This window comes from Nostoc sp. C052 (assembly GCF_013393905.1).
In the GTDB taxonomy this organism is placed as follows: Bacteria; Cyanobacteriota; Cyanobacteriia; order Cyanobacteriales; family Nostocaceae; genus Nostoc.
The window spans coordinates 2,862,437-2,881,996 of record NZ_CP040272.1 but is presented as its reverse complement, the minus strand read 5'-3'; the positions used below and the strand labels follow the sequence as shown (position 1 = coordinate 2,881,996).

At 42.3% G+C, this 19,560-nt stretch carries 13 protein-coding genes and 1 tRNA gene; 3 read left to right on the top strand and 11 right to left on the bottom strand.

All coding sequences use genetic code 11. From position 1 onward, the window contains the following. The first annotated feature begins 174 nt into the window (after positions 1-174). A complete protein-coding gene (locus FD723_RS11505) occupies positions 175-513 on the top strand; it encodes a P-II family nitrogen regulator (RefSeq protein WP_012410794.1) in 339 nt (112 codons plus the stop codon). Positions 514-662: 149 nt separating this feature from the next. Here the strand turns inward: FD723_RS11505 and rdgB are convergent, their stop codons facing one another. From rdgB to FD723_RS11465, 8 genes are all read right to left on the bottom strand, one after another. Next, positions 663-1,241 carry an RdgB/HAM1 family non-canonical purine NTP pyrophosphatase gene (gene rdgB / locus FD723_RS11500; protein WP_179065459.1) on the bottom strand — a complete coding sequence of 193 codons (579 nt, stop codon included), beginning with the start codon at positions 1,239-1,241 and terminating at the stop codon, positions 663-665. Positions 1,242-1,306: 65 nt separating this feature from the next. Continuing rightward, positions 1,307-2,743, bottom strand: a complete 1,437-nt coding sequence (locus FD723_RS11495; protein ID WP_179065458.1) for a phosphoglucomutase/phosphomannomutase family protein — start codon at positions 2,741-2,743, stop codon at positions 1,307-1,309. A gap of 242 nt (positions 2,744-2,985) precedes the next feature. Continuing rightward, positions 2,986-9,282 (bottom strand): tetratricopeptide repeat protein, encoded by a 6,297-nt coding sequence (locus tag FD723_RS11490; RefSeq protein WP_179065457.1) that lies wholly within the window; start codon positions 9,280-9,282, stop codon positions 2,986-2,988. 41 nt (positions 9,283-9,323) lie between these two features. Next, positions 9,324-10,625 carry a P-loop NTPase fold protein gene (locus FD723_RS11485; protein ID WP_179065456.1) on the bottom strand — a complete coding sequence of 434 codons (1,302 nt, stop codon included), beginning with the start codon at positions 10,623-10,625 and terminating at the stop codon, positions 9,324-9,326. Between the two features lie 373 nt (positions 10,626-10,998). Continuing rightward, positions 10,999-11,478, bottom strand: coding sequence for a plasmid segregation centromere-binding protein ParR (locus tag FD723_RS11480; RefSeq protein ID WP_179065455.1), 480 nt, complete (start codon positions 11,476-11,478; stop codon positions 10,999-11,001). Positions 11,479-11,483: 5 nt separating this feature from the next. Continuing rightward, entirely contained in the window at positions 11,484-12,638 is a 1,155-nt protein-coding gene (locus FD723_RS11475) for a ParM/StbA family protein (RefSeq protein WP_179065454.1), read from the bottom strand. 239 nt (positions 12,639-12,877) lie between these two features. Next, positions 12,878-13,501 (bottom strand): DedA family protein, encoded by a 624-nt coding sequence (locus tag FD723_RS11470; RefSeq protein WP_179065453.1) that lies wholly within the window; start codon positions 13,499-13,501, stop codon positions 12,878-12,880. Positions 13,502-14,087: 586 nt separating this feature from the next. Then, positions 14,088-15,170 carry a Gfo/Idh/MocA family protein gene (locus tag FD723_RS11465; RefSeq protein WP_179065452.1) on the bottom strand — a complete coding sequence of 361 codons (1,083 nt, stop codon included), beginning with the start codon at positions 15,168-15,170 and terminating at the stop codon, positions 14,088-14,090. Positions 15,171-15,686: 516 nt separating this feature from the next. Here FD723_RS11465 and queC point away from each other — a divergent pair. Continuing rightward, positions 15,687-16,364 carry a 7-cyano-7-deazaguanine synthase QueC gene (queC, locus tag FD723_RS11460; protein WP_179065451.1) on the top strand — a complete coding sequence of 226 codons (678 nt, stop codon included), beginning with the start codon at positions 15,687-15,689 and terminating at the stop codon, positions 16,362-16,364. Positions 16,365-16,398: 34 nt separating this feature from the next. On the opposite strand, the gene FD723_RS11455 is transcribed toward queC, so the two are convergent. Together FD723_RS11455 and FD723_RS11450 are read right to left on the bottom strand one after the other, a co-directional pair. Next, positions 16,399-17,793 carry a hemolysin family protein gene (locus FD723_RS11455; RefSeq protein WP_179065450.1) on the bottom strand — a complete coding sequence of 465 codons (1,395 nt, stop codon included), beginning with the start codon at positions 17,791-17,793 and terminating at the stop codon, positions 16,399-16,401. 125 nt (positions 17,794-17,918) lie between these two features. Continuing rightward, a complete protein-coding gene (locus FD723_RS11450) occupies positions 17,919-18,620 on the bottom strand; it encodes a hypothetical protein (RefSeq protein WP_179065449.1) in 702 nt (233 codons plus the stop codon). 300 nt (positions 18,621-18,920) lie between these two features. Here FD723_RS11450 and FD723_RS11445 point away from each other — a divergent pair. Beyond that, positions 18,921-18,993: transfer RNA gene (locus FD723_RS11445), tRNA-Ile, on the top strand. A gap of 116 nt (positions 18,994-19,109) precedes the next feature. On the opposite strand, the gene FD723_RS11440 is transcribed toward FD723_RS11445, so the two are convergent. Next, the gene (locus FD723_RS11440; protein ID WP_179065448.1) at positions 19,110-19,544 is read right to left on the bottom strand and encodes a hypothetical protein; all 435 of its coding nucleotides are present in this window, start codon (positions 19,542-19,544) and stop codon (positions 19,110-19,112) included. Positions 19,545-19,560 lie beyond the last annotated feature (16 nt).

Sequence of the window (19,560 nt, the reverse complement as noted above, 5' to 3'; positions counted from 1 at the left end):
CCAAATAAATCCTTGCTGGTTCTCATATCCCAAACCCTCAAGCAAAGCATCTATGATTTTAAAAAAGTGGTAATTATTACATATCTTTTAGGAAAAGCACTGCTGGTTACAGCTTCAGACAGCGGATCTGGTTAGATATATAAACGAAGCTAGTAGAAGTCAGGAGTTAAGAAGATGAAAAAAGTAGAAGCTATTATCCGCCCATTTAAGCTAGATGAGGTAAAAATCGCCTTAGTTAACGCTGGTATTGTTGGCATGACTGTTTCTGAAGTTCGAGGGTTCGGACGGCAGAAAGGTCAAACTGAACGGTATCGCGGTTCTGAGTACACCGTTGAATTTCTGCAAAAACTCAAAGTGGAAATTGTAGTTGACGATAATCAGGTTGATATGGTGGTAGACAAAATTATTGCTGCTGCCCGCACTGGTGAAATCGGCGATGGTAAAATTTTCATCTCGCCTGTTGAGCAGGTGATTCGGATTCGTACTGGCGAAAAAAACACAGAAGCAGTTTAAAAAAGTTAGGAGTTAAGAGTTAAAAGTTATTAGTCAGGAGTAATGAATCAAGATTTAGCAAAATTCATAACTCCTAACTCTTGTGCAGATGCGATTAATTAATCGCGTCTCTCCTAACTCTTATATAGACGCGATTAATCGCGTCTCTCCTAATTATTAACTCTCTCCAACTGTGGAAGTAAAGCTGTAAAAGCCTTGCCTCGATGGCTAATTGACCTCTTTAACTCCCGTGTCATCTCGGCAAAGGTCAATTGCAACTCTTGCACATAAAAAATTGGATCGTAGCCAAAACCACTATCTCCACGAGGCGCATGGAGAATTTCGCCGTGGCAAACCCCTTCAGATTGTAATACGATCGCACCATCAGGACGAGCGATCGCTACTGCACAGACAAATTGTGCTTGTCGATTTACCTCGTTGCCTAATTCTTTCAATATCCTAGCAATCCGTTCTGAGTCGGTTTTGGCGTAACGTGCAGAATAAACTCCTGGTGCGCCATTTAGAGCATCTACTTGCAAACCTGAATCATCAGCAATTGCCCAGTTTCCGGTAGCTTTAGCAATTTGTGACGCTTTCAGACAAGCGTTAGCGGCAAAAGTTTCGCCCGTCTCTTCAATGTCTAATTCTTCAGGTTTGAGGGTTAATTCCCAACCAGAATTTTCCAGATAAGCCTGCATTTCCCGCAGCTTACCTGGGTTTCCTGTGGCTACTACAAGTAATTTGGTCATTGGTAATTAGTCATTGGTCATTAGTCATTATTCATTTACCAAGGACTAATGACTAATAATTAATTTTACTCTGCCCAGTGTTTCGCCCAAGCAAGAGTTTGATGCACTTGCTCAATTGTTGGGGCTTCGCAATATAGCCGTAAAACTGGCTCAGTCCCGCTAAAGCGAATCATTAACCAGCTTTTATCTGCAAGGCGGTACTTGTAGCCGTCAATTGTTTGACAATCAATCACTGCTTTCCCTGCAATTTCCGTTAAGGGTTGGGTTTGCAGTTGTTGCAAAAGACGCGATCGCACTTCCATACTTGCTAAGGGTAAATCAATGCGATCGTAAGCTGAGATAAACCCTGTTTTTTTCTGTAAGTAGCGATAATATTCACCTAAATCCAAACCAGATTCGACGATCGCCTCTAGGACGTACAATGCTGACAGCAGGGCATCACGTTCGGGAATATGACTGCCATAGCCAATTCCTCCAGATTCTTCGCCACCCAGCAACACTTTTGCTGCTAACATTCTGTCAGCAATATATTTATAACCAACTGCTGTTTCAAAGACTGAGAGGTTATGTAGTGCCGCTACAAGGGGCATTAAGTCGGAACCACTAACAGTTTTGACTATTTCTCCAGTAAAACCGCGTCGCAGGGTTAAATGGTCGATTAATATCGGGATTAAGACTTGGGAACTTAGAAAGTTGGCTTCTCCATCTACTGCTGCAATGCGATCGCAGTCTCCATCAAATACCAACCCCACTGTTAAACCTGATTTATCAGTTTCTCGGTGAGTCTTGATGACTTCAAAAAGCTTTGAAAGGTATTTTGGCAAGGGTTCCGGCGCACCGCCACCAAATAGGGGATCGCGTTCTGAGTTGATTTCTTTGACTTGATTGCCTAGTAGTCTCGCCAATCCAGTAGCAGCAGCGCCATGCATCACATCGGCAAATAATGTCAATTTACCAGATGCGATCGCTTCTCGAAGTTTGGCGATATCAACTTTACGTTCTAGTGCGTGGATATAACTGGGCCAAGGATCGAATTTTTCTTGCTTACCTGGGGTAGCTGCTAGTGGTACTCCCACCGCCAACTGATCTTCTATCTCTTTTGTGACTTCTGGCGGTACTGATCCACCAAAATAACCCTTGACTTTTAAACCCAAATATTTACCAGGGTTATGGCTAGCTGTAATTACCAGCGCCCCTAAAGCATTGAGTTCTTTTGCTGCCCAACTATAAGCTGGGGTTGGAGCATAGCTCTCGCTCAGTAGGACATCAAATCCCACAGCACTGACAGTATCGGCAACAGCACGAGCAAAGTCTTCAGCCATGAATCGGCGATCGTAACCGACAATTATTGTCCGGCTACCAACCGTAGAAAAATATGTATCATATAATACTTTTGCGGCAACTGGCGCGACCAGGGCTAGGCGTTCAAAGGTGAACTCGTCACCAATAATGCCCCGCCAGCCGTCTGTACCAAACTTGATTGAGTTAGCTACAACTGGCATCTAGGTATCCTAACTGTCTACTTGAGGATTCTAGCATTTATACAGTGTGCAGAGTAAAAAAAGAATCTAGTAAAAATATGTACTAATAATATTCAACACAAAAGTTAGCAATTTTTTGCAATGGAGTGTGTAGACGGACAACAACTTGTTATTAGACAGCGCCTTTTGGCTCACAATTAAAATCCGCCTTCGTAGACGTTTCATATAATATCTACGCAGGCTTGGTTTATGTAGTGGGAATTCTAATCGCTAAGTATTCCAGTATTATCTAGATTTGAATGCATTAGCTGCTCTACCTCGGCAGCTTTTTCGCTTAAATCAAGCTCTCTGTAGATTTGCAGACTTTCTGTTAAAAACTGGGTAGCAGTTACTTTAGTATCTGATTGATGATGCTGAGAGCGGTTCAGGTATATTTCGCCCAAGAGTCTACGAGATGAAGCTTCTAGTTTCCGGCGATTGTACTCCTGAAAAACTTGGAGGAATTCTTGGCCTAGTTCTTCCGCTCGATCAAGATTTTTTAAGACGCTGACTTCCAGATAAGCACGGGCGACATCAAGAGCTTCATCTGCTCGATTTACTGTCTGCCCCAGTTCGGCAAGATATGTCAAGCCAGTATTATAATATTCTTCAAATTGGGTAATTTGTTCTTGCGGTGAGGAGTCATCAAAAGACGATAGGCGTAAGCGTTCTGACCAGATTAAGCTAAAGATAATGTGGTCGTAAGCAAGATTTTCTTTATAGTCTCTTGTAGTATCTATTTGGATGGCTTGACGGATATTTTGTTCAGCTTGCGCCAGTAATTCAAAAGCTACTGCTCTATCTGAGGTATTTTTTGCTAGCAAGCGTTGGCTGTTACCAAGTTGCATACAGCATCTAGCTACATCCTCATCGTGACCCAATTGCTCATAGAGGTTACGGCTTTGTTGGTGGTAGGCGATCGCCTTGATGTAATCCTTTAAATTGCGGTAGGAATTAGCGATCCAAGATAGTTGATTAGCTACATTCTGCTGTAGACCCAATTGCTCATAGAGATCGTGGCTTTGTTGGAAATAGGCGATCGCTTGTTCATATTTACCCCAAGCTTGATAAATTCGACCTAGTTGATTGTAGGCATCCGCTACATTTGTTTGGTCATCCAGTTGTTGACGGATTGCTAAATCCTTGAGTTCATATTCGAGTGCCTGCTCATATTTACCCCAATCTTGATAGCAACTAGCTAAGTTATACCATTGGTTAGCTACATTCTTCTCTTTACCCAATTGCTCATAGAGGTCGCAGCTTTGTTGATAGTGGGCGATCGCTTGTTCATATTTACCCCATGCTTGATAGATTCGACCTAGTTGATTGTAGCCATCGGCTACATTTGTTTGGTCATCCAGTTGTTGAAGGATTGCTAAATCCTTGAGTTCATATTCGACTGCCTGCTGATATTTGCCCCAATCCCGATAGCAACTAGCTAGCCACCACCATAAGTTAGCTACGTCCTTTTGTTTACCTAATTGCTCATAGAGGTCAAGGCTTTGTTGGAAGTAGACGATCACTTGTTCATATTTGCCCCAAGCTTGATATATACGACCTAAGCGCCAGTAGGCAAGAGCAATTCCGGGTTGGTCATCCAACTGCTGGCGGATTACTAATTCTTTTTCCTGGAACTCGACAGCCTGCTGATATTTACCCCATTCTCGGTAGCAATCACCCAACCAGTTCCACTGATTAGCTACATTTCTCTCTTTACCCAATTGCTCATAGAGTTCACGGCTTTGTTGGTGGTAGGCGATCGCTTGTTCATATTTACCCCATGCTTGATAGATTCGACCTAGTTGATTGTAGCCATCGGCTACATTTGTTTGGTCGTCCAGTTGTTGACGGATTGCTAAATCCTTGAATTCATATTCGAGTGCCTGCTGATATTTGCCCCAATCCCGATAGCAATTAGCCAGGTAGTACCATTGGTTTGCTATATTCTTCTCTTGACCCAATTGCTCATAGAGGTCACGGCTTTGTTGGAAATAGGCGATCGCTTGTTCATATTTACCCCAAGCTTGATAAATTCGACCTAGTTGATTGTAGGCATCCGCTACATTTGTTTGGTCATCCAGTTGTTGACGGATTGCTAAATCCTTGAGTTCATATTCGAGTGCCTGCTCATATTTACCCCAATCTTGATAGCAACTAGCTAAGTTATACCATTGGTTAGCTACATTCTTCTCTTTACCCAATTGCTCATAGAGGTCGCAGCTTTGTTGATAGTGGGCGATCGCTTGTTCATATTTACCCCATGCTTGATAGATTCGACCTAGTTGATTGTAGCCATCGGCTACATTTGTTTGGTCATCCAGTTGTTGAAGGATTGCTAAATCCTTGAGTTCATATTCGACTGCCTGCTGATATTTGCCCCAATCCCGATAGCAACTAGCTAGCCACCACCATAAGTTAGCTACGTCCTTTTGTTTACCTAATTGCTCATAGAGGTCAAGGCTTTGTTGGAAGTAGACGATCACTTGTTCATATTTGCCCCAAGCTTGATATATACGACCTAAGCGCCAGTAGGCAAGAGCAATTCCGGGTTGGTCATCCAACTGCTGGCGGATTACTAATTCTTTTTCCTGGAACTCGACAGCCTGCTGATATTTGCCCCATTCTCGGTAGCAATCACCCAACCAGTTCCACTGATTAGCTACATTTCTCTCTTTACCCAATTGCTCATAGAGTTCACGGCTTTGTTGGTGGTAGGCGATCGCTTGTTCATATTTTTCCCAAGTTTGATAGATGCGACCTAGCTGATAATGAGCAAGAGCTATTCCGGTTTGGTCATCTAACTGCTGGCAAATTGCCAAGTCCTTTTGCTCATACTCTAATGCCTGTTCATATTTACCCCATTCCCGATAGCAATTAGCCAACCAATAACACTGGCTTGCAACATCCTTGTCTTTACCTAATTGCTCATAGAGGTCACGGCTTTGTTGGTAGTGGGCGATCGCTTGTTCATATTTACCCCATGCTTGATAGATGCGTCCTAGTTGATTGTATGCCGAAGCTACATCTGATTTTTCTTCTAAGTTTTGACGTTTTACCAGGCAATTTTGCTGATATTGGACTGCTTGCTCATATTTGCCCAATTCTCGATAGCAATCACCTAACCAGTACCACATAGTTGTTACATTCTTTTTTTGATCCAATTGCTCATAAAGATCACAGCTTTGTTGGTGGTGGGCGATCGCTTGTTCGTATTTACCCCATTCTTGATAAATGCGTCCTAGTTGATAATGAGCAAGAGCTATTCTAGTTTGGTCATCTAACTGCTGGCGAATTGCCAAATCCTTTTCCTCAGATTCTACGGCTTCCTGATATTTACCCCAATCACGATAGCAATCAGCTAGCAGATACCACTGGTTAGCTATATCTTTCTCTTTACCTAATTGTTCATAGAGGTCACGGCTTTGTTGGTGGTAGGCGATCGCTTGCTCATATTTGCCCCAACTTTGATAAGTTTTGCCAATATTCCACAAATCACTTGCTTCATCTTCAGACTTGTGAAACTCTCTGTCTATAGCTAACGCCTGCTGGAAGCATTCTAGTGATTGCTCGTATTTGGTGTGTAAGCGATGACAAATACCCCGATTTCTCCAAAACAGTAGAAAAGCTGATGGATGAATATATAAGGCTAGTTTTTCAAAGCATTCCTGATAGTAGTCAATTGCTTGATCAAATTTATCTTGTTCCTGATAACAAGTCGCAATTGACCAAGCTATATAAGCACTGTATCTGACATTTGGCTGAACATTGATTTTTTCTAGAAGCTCAACAGCTTTTGTATATTTATCTGTACGAATATAAGATATTGCGGTGAGTAAGTTTAATGCCCTTTGAGAATCTTGATCACCACTATAATTTTCTAGACAATTTTCTAGAGCCGATGTCATTTCTTCACCGACTTCTTTAACCAACTCTCTAAGACTACAAAATATATTAGGCTCTAGCTGATTGACAATATCAATCGCACAACTAACTAATCCTGCCCCTGATTCACCACAAGCAACATAAAGAATAGCTGTCTGTGCTTTTACTCTTATCTCTTCAGTAAGTATTGAGTCATTAGCAAATTCTTTCAGTCGTGCCAGAACTTCACCTTTCTGGTTAAAAATTTCAATTTGGCGTAACAGCCTTAACAGTTGTTTAGTTGCATCATCGTCAAAGTCTGTATCTAAACCAAGATAGGTGATAACTAATTTTTGAATTAGCTTTTTGCGACGACTGCTATTTACCTCAACTTGAGTTAAAACTTCACCAGCAAATAATAAATCTTTCAACCGTAATTCCGACTGCTTATAGTTAGTAGTTGATTCCTCTTGCAAACCTGACCAGATAATAATTGCATCCTGCGAAGATGCATTTTTGATTTTTAACTTCGCACCTTTAATTACAGGTTCATAAGCCTCAAGATTACTGAAAAGCTGCTCAACCAGCTTATTAACCTGTTTCGGAGAATAAATTCCGTAATAGCCTAAAGCTAGTAAAATCGGCTCATTCCAACGCGGCTCATGCAAATGTTTACGGATAATTGCTAAAATATCGCTTACTTCATTGTCAGCGATATAACGTGCAGCAAAATACTCCTCAAACGTCAGGTGCATAAAGCCGTAGACTCCAGGCGCACGTTCCACAAATAGACCTGTTGTTTCCCGCACTTTTCGTAAAAACTCCTGCACGGCAAGCCGTACTGAGTCTGATTCTAGGTCAGTATCATTTAATTCTGCTAGCTTTGCTGCTAACTGTTGTTCAACTTCTGCCTCAGTGACTAAACCAGAGGGCTTCTCCTCATGCATCCAGTAAGCCAGTGGTGCTAAAAATGCCACTACTTCATTTTGGTTCAGTAGCACTTTCGGAGCATCTGGCAACTTCTTACCTAGCTGCCAATCTTCCGTCAAGGTTTGCACTGCCAATTCATAAAGTTTCACCGGGCGGTTAGGTAGGCGCTCACCATTGCGGTGAATCAGTGCCAAAATTGTCAATAATAGAGGGTTCGCTGTCAAGCGCTTTACACCCTCATTGTCTTTAATTGCTTCTAAAATCTTCTTTGCTTGGTCATCTCCTGCTCTTTGCCATTGCGCCTCACTAGCTTCTGGCTGCTGCGCTCTTTCTATCGCCAAACACCAGCGTTCCAGGAATTTTTCTACTTGTTCGCTACCCATATCTTCAATAGTGAACTCAGCAAAACGGCTGCTCAGTTTCACATCGCGGTAGCCAGCTATGCGGCTGGTAATGACAAACTTATTAGTAGAGAAAGCATTGACAAACTGATCAATTCTTTCCACAATCAGCCTGCGGCTTTCTTGTTCAAATACCTCATCTAGACCATCGAGCAGCATTAAACACTGCCCTTGACGCATTTTTTCTAATAGTAGCGTCGCCATCTCGGTTCCCACTTCCGCTTCATCTTGAAAGTAAGCTTCCCACTGGCGGTAGAATTGGCGCAGATACTCCAGCAGTCTTAACTCTGGTTCTTGTTGCAGTCGTTCTGCATAATCGGCAATACGAAAGAAAATTGGCAACAGAGCTTTACCCAATTCTTCTTGGGGTTCACCACCTATTACTATCTCATTGCCATCACGTTTCGCTATGGCAAAATGTAGCGCTAGATAACGCAGTAACGTTGTCTTTCCCGCACCTGGAGCGCCGAGAATCACACAGTATTGATTCTCGCGCACTGCATGGGATAAATCAATTCTTTGTGTTACTGTTTTGGTGCTAGTAGTGGGTATTGAACTTATTAAAACTGGTTCGTAATAGTAAGGTTCGTCTAAATCGTAGGGGCTAGAGATGCTCATGCTCAACCTATCAGCTTGGCGAAATGTAGTCATCTCTTGGTCTAGTTTCGACGTTTCTGTAATTTGCTGTCGCCTTACTGCTTGTAGTGAAACATAAATTTGATCCAGAAAAATATCTACTTGGCGCTGGACTTGCATCACGCCACTGATTTTGAGATAGGAATTCTCAGCTATCAACCACTCTAGATAAGGATAAAACAGAGGATTTACGGGTGGACGTGCTTCAAATTTCACCAACTTACCCCGCCAATCCCAGAAATCAGGCGCACGGTTACGAAACTCTTCTAAAAATTCCTCTTTATTCAGCCAGAAAATTATGACTAATTCCCGACCAAATAGCGAGTCTCTCCCTAAATTCAACTGCTTCATCTCTTGTTTCAAGCGTGATGTCGGCAATTGGTCAATTCCAAATGCCATTATCAATTCGCGTTTAGTTTGAGAATTATGCAGCCCAGTTTCATCTAAACTGTAGAGAAAGTTATAGAGTGAATTATCACTGTAAAAAAAGTTTTGAGGTTCTTTAAAAGTATGATACTCATCTGCTAAAAGTAACTTGATTTCCTCGACTACCGGATGTTGTGGTCCACTCTCCGGTGCAATAGCAAAAATTGTCGTTGTCCCACTAGATAATTCTAAGAAACTAACTAATTTATTTAGCTCTGTTGCGTCATTTACACTTAGAGAATAAGTGTTATCTTCGTTAGAAGCCATTTTTTTGATGAATAATTGCTAATTAGGAAAGAAAACAACCATTAAATTTTTGGAGAGTTAGTAGCTTGCCAACGTTGTAAATCTTCTAATAGAATAGGGTTCACATCAAACCAGGATTTTTTACTGCGATCGTAATAACCTAATACAAATTTGTTTTGCAAAAGCTCATCACAAATCACAAACTGACCTTTATTAGGCAAACTATGGGTGTTAGTAGTTAAGCAACCTGTGCGGTGAACTTTATCTAGTTCAGGGAAATGGTAATCACTTAAATTATATTCTCTGCGAACTTCTTGCACAGCCTCTTTAGCAACATCTAAGTCTATATATATCAAATTTAGCCTTAAAGAAACTTCACAAGCTGTACGAGCCAGTCGCACCAAGTCACGCATGACACCGCCACTTTTTTCCGAAATTAGTTCTAGCGCATCTGGATTAAATAAACCCTTATAAGCATCACCCAAACTTGCTAAACGCTTATGAATTACACTATTAAGAATGTCTCTACCAAGTTGATTAGGGATTATAGTAGGACATAAATTTTCATCGCACTCAAATACTGGTGGATTAGTTAAATCTAAGCATTTTTGAAAGCTTTCCATTGGTTGACGAAAGCTTGGAGAATACCTGAGTGAAATCGGAATGGCATATATAATATGGCAACTTAGCTGAGTCAGCAGTGGACTAGCGAACATTTCCAAGGCTGTAACTTGATCGTGTCGGTCAAGACCATCTACAATTACCAGTAACTTCTGCTTGTTTCGTTTCTCGGCAGCTTCTATGATGGCGTTAACTCGCTCAATGATTTTACTAAGCTGCGGACGAATGTTGAGAGTTGTAGTAACTTTTCGAGTTAGTCCTTGTTTAAGAATTAGACCTAGTTTTTTGATAATTTCTGGAAGTTCAAGACCAGTATTTTCAGCGTCTTCATCTTGATAAACTACAGTTTTGAGACTTTCAAGTAAATCATTTAATAAATCGTCTTTTAAACCCCACTCTCGTTGAATAACTTTTTCAAAAATTTTAATTCCAATTAGGACTACAACCTCAGCATAGCCAATGTTGTATTGGTCGAGAGCAGTTACAGTATCAATCCAAATTACTGTATACTTACTATTCAAATGTTGTTCTAATCGCCGCAATTCTGTAGTTTTGCCACCACCCCTGTGACCTGCTAGTAAAAATTTAGCTGGGTCGTCTTCCATATCCAAGAAAGTGATTAAATTCTCTACAGGACTGTTGGCTCGCTGGACATAAAAATTTCTCAGTTCTTCAGGCGTAGTAAGTGGTTCCTCTGGCTTAAAAAGCTGATAAGCAGGCTTCCAAAAACTGGTATTACTCATAGTGATAAGTGTCAACTGAACTCAAACTGTGTTTTGACTTACACTCGTTTATCTCAGTATAACTGGGTAATTTCCGGCTGTAGATTGTTAGAAGCGAAAAACTTTATACTATAGCCCTAAATAATACTGTATCCCACTTTGAGCGCATACTAAAAATTGATGTGCGATCGCTCTTTTACACAACTTTATTAGCCAGGTAGATATATAGACACAAGTAAGTTGCTTTGTGTCTCCAAAGAAAAAGGGTGACGGCTTGTTGCCAAATGCAAATATTGTATGTGTACAAAATATATAAACATTAATAATCCTTAATAGTATTAACTATTAAGGATTGTTAACATGAGCAAAAACTGCTCACAAACCTAATTGCTCGTTAAAAATCATCGAGAAACTGACTAAGGCGACTGATTACGGGGTCAACCTCTTGAGGAGGGGTAGCAACAGTATAAGAAGTATTATTTACTACTTCTAATTGACTTGGAGACGGAATGAACGATCGATCATTGACTATGAGCGCCAGTTGTGCAACTTGTTGAGAAAGTTGCAGTAGATGATGTTCCATCGCCTCCAAACGATTAGATCCCTTGGCAAAAAAACGTTCCTCAAGTCCAGCCACTTGACGTTGCAATTCACCGATTTGTTGATCAATCGGTGTTGTTACTGCCGTTTGTGGAGCAGGTTGTACAGGTTCCGGTACACATAAAGATTGCCATAAGGCTTCTTTACAGAGGTCGCTGAAAGTCTTGTCTGGTTGTTTTTCCAAATAACTTTCTACTTGCGCTAACAAGCTTTCATCAGCAAGCTCTGGGTTGAACGTGACGGATTTAACTACCTTTTTTGACCATTGGAACATCAGCTTTATGCCCTAGCAGCGCGATTGGAGGATAATTGTGCCTCTCCATAAATATACTGCCCCAAAGCATTCGCCTGACGGGAAGGTGCTGCTAAATGAGCATTAATCTTTGCTTCTTTGAGTAGACGTTGAACGTCGTCCCAGAAGAACTCACCACCACCGCCAGTAAGAATCACATCGGTGACGCGTTCTGGCAACCAGGCTAGCACACGGCTACAGATTTCGCGAGAAAACATCTCCGTAAGGTTAGGAAGAAAATCATCTAGGTTGGTGGGCTTGCTAGCGCCTTTAGGACGGTAATAGCGTTCACCTCTGGGTTTGTTCACGGCGGAAATCAGCGCTAGAGATTGACTATCTGCTCCCTCGATTTCGGCAGACACCAATTCATAAAACTTATTCATCCCGAAGTCTTCGCTCTTAGAAGCACCTCTAGCAAAACGGAAGTTATCTACCATCAAAAGATCGACGGTTTGATGTCCAATATCGACGATCGCTACCGATATTTTTGTAAAATCGGGACTGCCAGGATTTTTCTTTGGTTGAGCTTCAGACCACAGCAAGCTGCCGTAGCCTTCTGGCATAACCCAAACTTTATTGACGTTCAGCGACACAGATTCGCCTCGGAAGTTCAACACATGAGGACCACCTACTTGGCTAATCAACTGTGCTTTTTCCTTTTCAAATTGCTCTAGAGAAAGAAAAGGCAGACCCAGTACGACTGAGATATCATTTTTGAGTTTAAAGTAGCCAGCACTTGCTAACACTTTTACCAGTGCAGCCTCTACCTTAGATTGTCCGACTCCTAAATTCGCCCCAAAATCTGCTGCTAGTTGACCAACGGCATATCCATTGCCTTGATATTCCAGCCACAAATCCATTAAGGGGTCAGTAGCGCGGGCTTCAAAAACACCACCGCGTACTTGCTCTATTGACATCTGCTTGACGTTGGCAGGTACGAACACTACGTTACCAGGTTCGCGACTCACACAAGTTTTTGTGGAAGTTCTGCCTAAATCAACACTGAGAATTGTTTTTCCTGAAACCGTTCCTGTGCTTTGGGTAGGATTATTAACAGCATTTATGGGAGTGGATGCCGACACTCTATTCATCGGTATAGCAGCGGCATTAATAGGGGTAGCGGCGGAAGGTTGGTCTGTCATGAAAGCTCCTAGTTCAAACTTAACTGTAAAAAGTTGTCATGCTCATCTTACAAAAATGCGAGCAACCAGAAATTCTAGGTTGCGTCAAGTGTAGCTAGAAATACGCCAAAAATTAATTCCGGCCATATCTCCGGTAAGCTCTGCCAACGCACATCTAGTATTATTTGGCATAGTGTAGGCGAATTTTGGCCAGATGTAACCCCTGCTTTCACTGCTTTCAAACCAAAAGCGTCCGTGTTTCATCTTCTAGTACGTCTTAACTGGCGCTTGGATATCCAGAAAATAAATGCCAAAACCAAACCCCCAAGTACGATTTTGGATACAGGAGCAAGATACTTGTCCACAAGTTCATACTGACTACCCAAGGCGTATCCTGAGTATGTTAGCAAACCCACCCAAGCCGCGCTACCTAATGTTGTGTAAAACAAAAATGGTAGCAAAGGCATATTGCTGATCCCTGCGGGAACAGAAATCAAGGTGCGGATTCCTGGTACAAGACGACCAATTAATACTGCTTTTCTACCTTGTCGATCAAACCACACTTTGGCCTTGGTGATATCTTTACTGGATATAGCCAGCCATTTGCCATATTTATCAGCCCAAGCTTTCAAACGGGTTTCGCCCAAAAACTTACCTGGATAGTACCAAATAAGTGCGCCCAATACAGAACCCAAAAGTCCTGCAAAAAACACACCAATGATATTCAGCTTTGGGCCTCCTGGTTGATATGGACTTGCTGTAAATCCAGCTAGTGGCATGATCAATTCTGAAGGAATAGGGGGAAAAAGATTCTCTAAGAACATTAGTAGGGCAATTCCCCAATGGCCAAAATAGTTGATAGTATTAGTTATCCATTCAAGCATTAAGTCAATTCCTGAAATTGCTGTACTAGTTCTGTTACTAAGATTCCGCCTTAGCTTTTTTAAAAGGTAATTGTTCTGGATTGTTAGAGTCAAGTTAGCTTGGCCCAATGGCACTAAGAAAAGCCCAAATACTTCTGTAGCCTCGTTACCAGCCTGGAGGCTGGTAACGTATTATGAGAGGCTCTGCCTCTCGCCAAAAAAGAGGAGGCGGAGCCTCAGGGAATGCTTTCCCAGCCTCCAGGCTGGGAACCAGTTGGAAACAGACTCAGACAAGCAAAAGTTAAGGATCTGTTTCATTAATTGTGCGGGGCTGCGAGATCCCCGATTTCTTCAAGAAGTCGGGGATCTGCTCACCCTCATTTATCACAATTTAATTAATGACATGAACCACTAGGTTTTATTTTCCAATTTTTTAGATCCCCCTTAGTCGTTTTTTTGAAGGACTAGGGAGGATCTAAAGATTTGATGGCTAATTTCAAAACATACTTTAGGGTTTTCTTCTGAGATTGATGCTGTGGGGAAGTAGGGGGGAGAGAAGGGAGAAAATTTTACCTTGTCTGCCTCATCCCCCTCATGCCCTCTTCTTTTAGGCTGTCGGGGTCAATGATTGTACTCTTGGTTCCGATTGCCAGTCTAAGGGATTCCAAACTCGATCTTCCAGCGCCATCTGCTCAATCAAACTTGCCAGTCTCAGTGCTTTGAGAGCTTGTTCACCGCCTACTGAAGGCTGATTGCCACCATGTACGCAGTTGACAAAATGCTCTAATTCTGCACTCAAAGGTTGAATATTGCTGGTGTAGACTTTTTCAATTACACCATCTTGCCTGTAAAGTACTTGTCGGTGGTCGGTGAGAGAATTGGCAGTGGTTTGTCGATGAATCAAAATTTCATTCTTGAGGAAATCTGCCTCGGTAAATGAATTTTTGCAATGGGCGACAATCCGGCGAATTTTTCGGTGGGTGACTTTACTGGCAGTCAGAGTAGCAACAATACCATTGGCAAACCCCAAGGTGGCGGTTACGTAATCTAAATAACCAGAGTCTAGGGAGCGAGTACCGCTAGCAGTCAATTTTGTGACTGGGGAAGCAGCTAATTCCAGAAGTAGGTCGATGTCATGGATCATTAAATCCAGCACAACCGAAACATCATTTGCCCGATCTGAGTAAGGACTCATTCTGTGGGCTTCTAGCGCCAGCAATTCCTCTGTTTTCAGTACTTGGCTCAATTCTTTAAAAGCTGGGTTGAAACGCTCAATATGACCCACTTGCAGGATACACTGAGACTCAGCCGCAGCATTGACTAAAGACTCTGCCTCTGAAATACTGGCTGCGATCGGTTTTTCAATCAAAACATGAATTCCCGCTAACAGACAGTTGATGCCCACAGCATAGTGCAGACGGGTGGGAACAGCTACACAAACTGCTTCCACAAGGGGTAGCAGGTCACAGTAATCTTCAAAAAAACGCACCTTATACTTGCTGGCAGTTTCTAATCCTCGCTCGACGTTAATATCTGCCACTCCGACTAGTTCAACATCTTTCATTGAACTCAGCACGCGAGCGTGGTGTTGTCCCATGTTACCCACTCCAATCACGCCTATGCGGATTGGTCGTGGCTGGTTTCGCTGTGTGTATGGATTCGTTTCTGCCACTGACATGCTATCTTGCACTATTATTCTCTCCTCAACCACCAAATTTAGAGACGCTACGGCCGTTGGCGTTTATACTCGAAAGCCAGTTACGATCCGTCTAAAACCATCCAGATGGTAACATAGAGCCTATGTTTATGAAGAATTTCAAAGTTTGTGATCGGTTCCCGTAATCCAAATATCTTTTGTATAGATATTTCGGGTTTGTTTGGGATTTTGCACTTTCTCCAAAAAAATATGTCTTTTGATTAACTGTAAAAAATTCGGTAAGACCTAAGTGTAAATTGTTCTTGGCATTGCTTTCTGGCATTTTGTTAAGGTTTGATCAATCAGAATTCAGGAGTCAGGAGTCAGAATTAATTCTGTACGACTGGCGGATGAATAAATGGGTTTAAGACCCCCACTAAATCATAAATTTAGTGGTGCAACAATCGAGTGGCGGGTCTGAATCTCCCACGAGAGTGATTCTGACTCCTGAATTCGGGCTTCTGAATTCTTCTTCAATTGGCGATTTGAAATCCAAAATTTGCAACTGAGATGAAAGCTGTAATTCTGTTATCTGGGGGATTGGACTCTTCCACAATTTTGTATAAAGCTCAGGCTGATGGCTGTGAATGTCATGCTATCTCCTTTGATTACCAGCAGCGACACCGACAAGAGTTAAAGTCAGCTCTTGCTGTTGCTCAAAAAGCTGCGATCGCAAAACATCAAGTTGTTAATTTTGACTTACGACAATGGGGTGGTTCGGCACTTACCGATGACACCATTGATTTACCCCAGGAGCGATCGCTGGATGAAATGTCTCAAAATATTCCTGTTACATACGTTCCGGCTCGTAATACCATCTTTTTAAGCTTTGCTCTTGGTTACGCCGAAGCGATCGCAGCAGAGCGTGTCTATATCGGCGTTAATGCCCTCGATTATTCAGGATATCCTGATTGTCGCCCCGACTATATCGAAGCAATGCAAGAAGTTTTTCGTCTGGGAACCAAACAAGGGCGTGAGGGGCAACCAATTAAGATTGTCGCACCCCTAATCAACCTAAAAAAAACCGAAATCATCCAACTGGGGAACCAACTGGGAGTTCCTTGGGAGTTAACTTGGTCTTGCTATGCTGCTGGAGATGTCGCCTGTGGTGTATGTGATTCTTGTCGCTTGCGGCTAGCAGCTTTTGCCGAATTAGGACTTATTGATCCACTGACGTATGCTTCTTGAAGATTGAGGAGTTAGGAGTTAAAATTCATAACTCCTAACTCTCAACTCCTAATTCTTGTAATCGTCGCAGTTGAATTTGATGTAGGCGTGGCCCAACAATTGATATCACAGTGAATTCGAGATTTTGATAACAGAATATTTCGCCAATAGCCGGAATTTTCTGTAACTCGTACAGCAAAAAGCCCCCTAGTGTTTGGTATTCTCTAGTCAGGGGCAAATTGAGATGCAAAACTTCGTTGAGGTCTTCGAGGTTGATTTGTGCCTGCACCAAAAATTTCTGCTCATCTAACATCTGAATCAATAATTCGTCGCTGTTTTCAGGTTCGCTTGCGTCGCCAATGATTTCGGCAATGACATCTTTGATTGTCACTAGTCCCACAGTACCGCCAAATTCATTCACTACCATGACCATAGCGGGTTTCTCTTGCTGCATCATGGGCAGAAGTTCACTTAAGGGCGTGTGTTCTGGAACAAACCGGGCGGGACGCATCCAAGGTTGAATCTGTGTCTCTAAACTGAGTTTTCCTACGGCTAAAGGTTGTGCCAAATCTTTAAAATAAACAATGCCGCGAACATCATCCAAAGATTCGCCAATCACTGGGTAGCGAGAGTAACCAGTAGAAGCCATTTCCCTGAGTAATATTTGGAAGGTTGCATCTTTTGGCAGGGTGATAATACTGGTGCGGGGGATCATCACATCTTGGGCCATGACATCGCCAAACTCAAAAACATTATTGAGCAATTCTCGTTCTGCACGCTGTAACCCAGTAGAACCCCATTCTGTAGAGATAATTAGTTGCAATTCTTCGGGAGTTACAGGCGGTCGCCAGCCTTGACCTGTGTATTGGATGCCAAAAATCCGCAATAAAAAACGAGTTGATTGGTTAAGAATCCAGATGAAGGGGCCAAAAAAACGCACGATCGCTTTTACTGAGGGGCCCAAAAACCTCGCTAGCTGCTCTGAGTACAACATGGCTAAGGATTTGGGGCATAGTTCGCCGATCACAATTTGCAAATAGGCAATTAAGAAAAAGGCGATAGGAATTGATAGGGAATGTGCCAGGAAGATAGTCATGCTAACTGGTAAAGGCCAGGATCTCAACCAGGCATTCACCAGGACAACAATCGTACTTTCGCCAATCCATCCCAGCGCCAAACTAGAGAGGGTAATACCTAACTGAGTGGTAGATAACAGTCGGTCAATACTGCGTTGTAGCATTTCTACTGCGATCGCAGGAATATCCCCAGCCTTAACTAACTGGTGAATACGCGATCGCCGCACGCTGACCATCGAAAATTCCGCCGTCACAAAAAAGGCATTTATGGCAATCAGTAGTAGCACTGATAACAACCGCAGCGCCACGTCTGTCCAAATTAAATTAGGAAAACCACTCACTGCCAAAGCTCGTGTAAAACTCACGTCCCCCATTCTTGGATTTTGGATTTTGGATTTTGGATGTTGGATTTAGTTTTGGGTATCTAGGTAAATTGCTTAGTACCAAGTCCCCAATTTAAAATCTAAAATCTAAAATCTAAAATCTCCAGTTGCCCAATCTACCTTCCTACCGGAATATTCGATGCCTCTAGCTTCAATTGTTGAGCAGGATAATCGGTAAGAGCAAGTGATATTTTCTTGACATCATCAAGTAAAGCTGTGGGAATGCTCACTGTACCTGAAAATGCTGGCCCATTTACAGGCAATTCTGTTGGTAAGCCCTCTGTACTTGCACTTAGAGTTCGTCCTTTGTCATCGGTAACATCTAAAAAACTATACAGGAAGCGCACAGAATCCTTACCTTTGTTCTGCATTTTCACTTTTAGTAGCAAATCACCACCAGAGTAGTGAGCAGATTGCACAATCATGGTTACACCCTGACTTTGGGCAGTAACCGGAAAACCTGGTAGGGGCTTTTCTTCAACCACTTCTGGGGGTTTTTCCTCTGGCTTCTGCTTGCTGCTATTGGTTTCTTCATCATCTTCCTCTAGCTTTTCAGATTTAGCCGCCTTGGTCTTACCCTCAACTCGTGCCTTGACAATTTTCAGAATCTCTTCCTCTTTTAATAGCACTAGCCCCCCTTGTTGAGAGCTATTTGCCTTATTACTGGCAAATTTGGTTGTGGGACGCCCATCTGGTGTAGTAACGCCTTTAAGTGCTGAACTCCCTAGTTCAAAGCCCAAAAACGCGCTCACAGAGCCGGCTCCCATCATCAGAATTAGCAAAATCAAAGTAAGAAGTACAGTAGAATTTATTTTCATCGCTGACAAGCTATCACAATAGAATGCTGGTCTATTTAAGAATAGTGAAGCTTTTGACCTCAATCCTTAAAGGAACTTAATCAATATTAGTTTGCACTATATCTATGATCAAATTATGTAGTATAAAAAGCTGGGAAATTATTGTCCACTCTTCACAAACAAGAAATTTGTGATATAATTATGGAATTGGCTAAACTCAGTGTGTGAGATATTTTCCTCACTCTAAAATTAATTAGCAAATAAAGTTGACCTAAGAGTTAAAGCAATTTACTCATAGCAACCCGAAACCCAGCAAAACATGCGCCTTTGGCCGATTGGGGAGGCAGCGAACTCATAATTCGCCTTAAGGCTGGTTCGATTCCAGCAGGGCGCACTGAATCATCGAAAATTAGTAATAGAGGGTATGGGGCATTGGGCACGGGCACTTGTAGTGAGCGTTGCTGAAATGTTGGTTAGTAATTATTTTCCCATCTTCCCCACTCCCTAATCTTACCGAGATGGTAAAGTTTCAAACCTGAATTCAGTTCCTAGTTTGAGTTTGTTGCTATTCAAACGAGGAGACATCATTAGGGATGTGTCATAAGGATTTGGTAAATCAGGAGTGCGAATATAAGGATCGTTGCCGACTTGCTGAGTCAGGACATCATGATATAAAGTGTTAACCAATTCAGCATCGTGAGCAATTTCATTTTCTGGGAAGGAACCACCGAAACTGGAACCAGATCCGAGTAATGAGTCTAGCTGACGTTTGAGGCTGCCATTTTCGTAGAAATTGCGATCGTGACTAAAATAAGCTCGTTCAAAGACATCACTCGTCGTTTCATAATTGGGTGTTGCCGTTTGGGCAGATGCAACAGAGGGAAAAGCAATACCAGCAGCAAGCAGCACTAATAAACCACCAAAGGTTTTGAATTTTATACCCACGTTTCTGACTCCTCAA